The following is a 2,424-nucleotide window of genomic DNA, read 5'->3' on the forward strand; positions in this document are numbered from 1 at the left end:
GTTTGAAAGGTGGGATCATGAGAAGCATAAGCAAGCGGCATATACTGTTTCTCACGATAAAGAAAGGGAAGCTTTCGTTACACAAAAAGAAAAGTTTAATAACTTTGAGCGAAAGCAGCATCATGAAAAACACCATGAAAAAGAGTTTGAAGGTTTATTCTTTATACCATTCCTGTTAGCATTTGGATTTGTTCTTTTCGGCTGGTTTATGCTTCGTAAGTCTGAAGGGAATACGGTTAAAAAATGGACAGGCATATTGCTCCTAGTTATTGGTTTATTACCAGTCCTTCCGATGCTTGCATTTGTTGCAACGATTGTTTGGGCATATAAAAAATTAAAAGAGAAAAGAATGGCAACTGATATAGATGTATACAGCGATTTTCAAGTACAAAAACAAGTAGATATTTTAGATCAATGGGAACGCAATATTCGTAAGGAGGAGAAGTAATAATGGGTATTTTAAAACGTATTAAAAAGATTGTAGTAGCGGATGTGCATCAAACGTTAGATAAGATAGAAAATCCGGTTAGCATGTTGAAGCAATATCTTCGCGAGACAGAACAGCAAATTGCGAAGGCTGAAAAAGCACTTTCTCACCAATATTATTTAGAAAAAAAATATGAAGCATTAATTTCAGAAACGGATACTCTTATTGCGAAGAGAACTCGCCAAGCTGAGCTTGCAGTATCACGCGAAGAAGATCAAATGGCGCAGTTAGCCTTGCAAGAAAAGATTGTAAATGAGAAAAAAGCGGAACTATATCGCCAGCAGTACGAAATAACAAAAGAGCAAACAGCGACGCTTTATGAACAAATTGACAAATTGCAAAAGAAATATGGAGAGTTGCAATATAAAGAACTAGTTCTTGTTTCGCGATTAAATGCGGCGCAAGCGATAAAAGAAAGCAACAGAGCAATTGATTCGTTCCATACAGAAAGTACAGCGAAAGGCTTCGCGCGCATTGAATCGTATGTGCAAAAGCTAGAAGCAGAAACGGCTGCTAGTAACTATTTTTATAATTTAAAGTCTCCTAATCAGCAAGAAGTGTTAGATCAAAATTTGCAAGAAGAAGTACAGCGGGAGTTAGAGAAGTTAAAAGAGAATAAATAGTATGCAAAAAGCCCATTTTCATATGGGCTTTTTTCTATGTAAAATTTCATTTGTTTTGTTTACATAATATCTTTACAATCGTTTGGTAAAATATATTTAACTGCATATTGTGAGGGTGGGTGGTTATCCCTTCTTTCTATTTGGAAGGAAAGGAGGTGATAATATGGAGTTTTTGTTTGATCTTGTAAAAGAGTTTGTGAAAGCGACTGTACGTGAAGTTTCAGCGTATTTTTTGCGGAAGCAACTTCTGGATAAGGACAACAAAAAACCCACTCCGCGCCGTAGGAAGCAAAAGGGTGGGTTTCGTAAAAAGAAATAACTTATAATAACTACCACCCTATACGGTAGCAGTTAGGGAAGAGATGTTAGCGCATCTCTTCTTTTTATTATATGCCATTTTATTCGATGTCACACTTATATAGTATTCTACGGAAAATATATCATATTCCTATTTTGTGGTCAATTTGATTACATGATCTAAAAGTTGTAATACTATTCCTTTTCAAACTGAAAAATATCCCGATTAATGAGTTGATGGAAGTGCCTATCCATTTCTGCCGCAGAAACTGTTCTTCCGTTTTGGAACCACCACGCACTTAATGATGTGATTACCCCTGAATAAAATTCAATGATTAAATCATTTGGCATCGTATGATTTTTGCACAGCTGATTTAACGCTTCCGTTTCTTGTTTTCTCGTTTCGTGACTTAAATAATGTATACGGCTAATAAATTGCTCATCAGACATTTGCGCCTCTAATATTTTACCGATTTCTTCATGGTGAAGAAATTGTTCCATCACTTGAAATGGTTTACTTAATCGATCTAAAAGCGGTATTTCAGTAATCATCTCGCCATATCGTTTAAATCCAAATGCTAATAAAGCATCTTTATCTTCAAAATGCTTGTAAAATGTTGTTCGGTGTACCATCGCGCGATCGCATATTTGGTTAATCGTGATGGAACTATATTTTTGTTTTGATTGCGTCATTAATTCAAATAAGGAATCCCAAAGTAATTTATGTGTACGTCTAATACGTAAATCAAGCTGTTTTTCATTATCGTTCATCTACAATTCTCCTTTTTTGTAGATTAAATATACAATGGCTTTAAATTGATTCTCCCTTTTTAATCTATATATGTATATTATATTACATGTGTTCCGGTGTATTTAAAGATTTTTAAGTAAAAAACAGGAGGAGAATCAATACATGAATATAACAACTAAGAGCCCTGCAAGTGGCAAAGTTGATACTTCTAATATGAAACATACCCCCATTTTAATTGCATTACTTTTAGGTGCAATGGTTGCATT

4 protein-coding genes are annotated in these 2,424 nt (G+C 34.7%); 3 read left to right on the forward strand and 1 reads right to left on the reverse strand.

Annotated elements, in window-relative coordinates; genetic code table 11:
- From AC1DTM_RS23025 to AC1DTM_RS23035, 3 genes are all read left to right on the forward strand, one after another.
- Positions 1-448, forward strand: a 448-nt coding sequence (locus tag AC1DTM_RS23025; RefSeq protein WP_477000974.1) for a hypothetical protein, incomplete at its 5' end; no start/stop codon positions are given.
- A 2-nt stretch (positions 449-450) separates the two neighbouring features.
- Entirely contained in the window at positions 451-1,110 is a 660-nt protein-coding gene (locus AC1DTM_RS23030) for a PspA/IM30 family protein (protein ID WP_199715369.1), read from the forward strand.
- A 163-nt stretch (positions 1,111-1,273) separates the two neighbouring features.
- The gene (locus tag AC1DTM_RS23035; protein WP_016128825.1) at positions 1,274-1,429 is read left to right on the forward strand and encodes a hypothetical protein; all 156 of its coding nucleotides are present in this window, start codon (positions 1,274-1,276) and stop codon (positions 1,427-1,429) included.
- Positions 1,430-1,602: 173 nt separating this feature from the next.
- Here AC1DTM_RS23035 and AC1DTM_RS23040 read toward each other — a convergent pair whose 3' ends face one another.
- Complete coding sequence (locus AC1DTM_RS23040) at positions 1,603-2,178, reverse strand: TetR/AcrR family transcriptional regulator (protein ID WP_199715367.1); 576 nt, start codon at positions 2,176-2,178, stop codon at positions 1,603-1,605.
- Positions 2,179-2,424: the final 246 nt, after the last annotated feature.

This window comes from Bacillus sp. P4_D3 (assembly GCF_056401855.1).

What these genes read in the sequence shown, in the direction of transcription:
- AC1DTM_RS23030 (WP_199715369.1), top strand. Translation starts at nt 451, where the DNA reads ATGGGTATTTTAAAACGTATTAAAAAGATTGTAGTAGCGGATGTGCAT.
- AC1DTM_RS23035 (WP_016128825.1), top strand. Translation starts at nt 1,274, where the DNA reads ATGGAGTTTTTGTTTGATCTTGTAAAAGAGTTTGTGAAAGCGACTGTA.
- AC1DTM_RS23040 (WP_199715367.1), bottom strand. Translation starts at nt 2,178, where the DNA reads ATGAACGATAATGAAAAACAGCTTGATTTACGTATTAGACGTACACAT.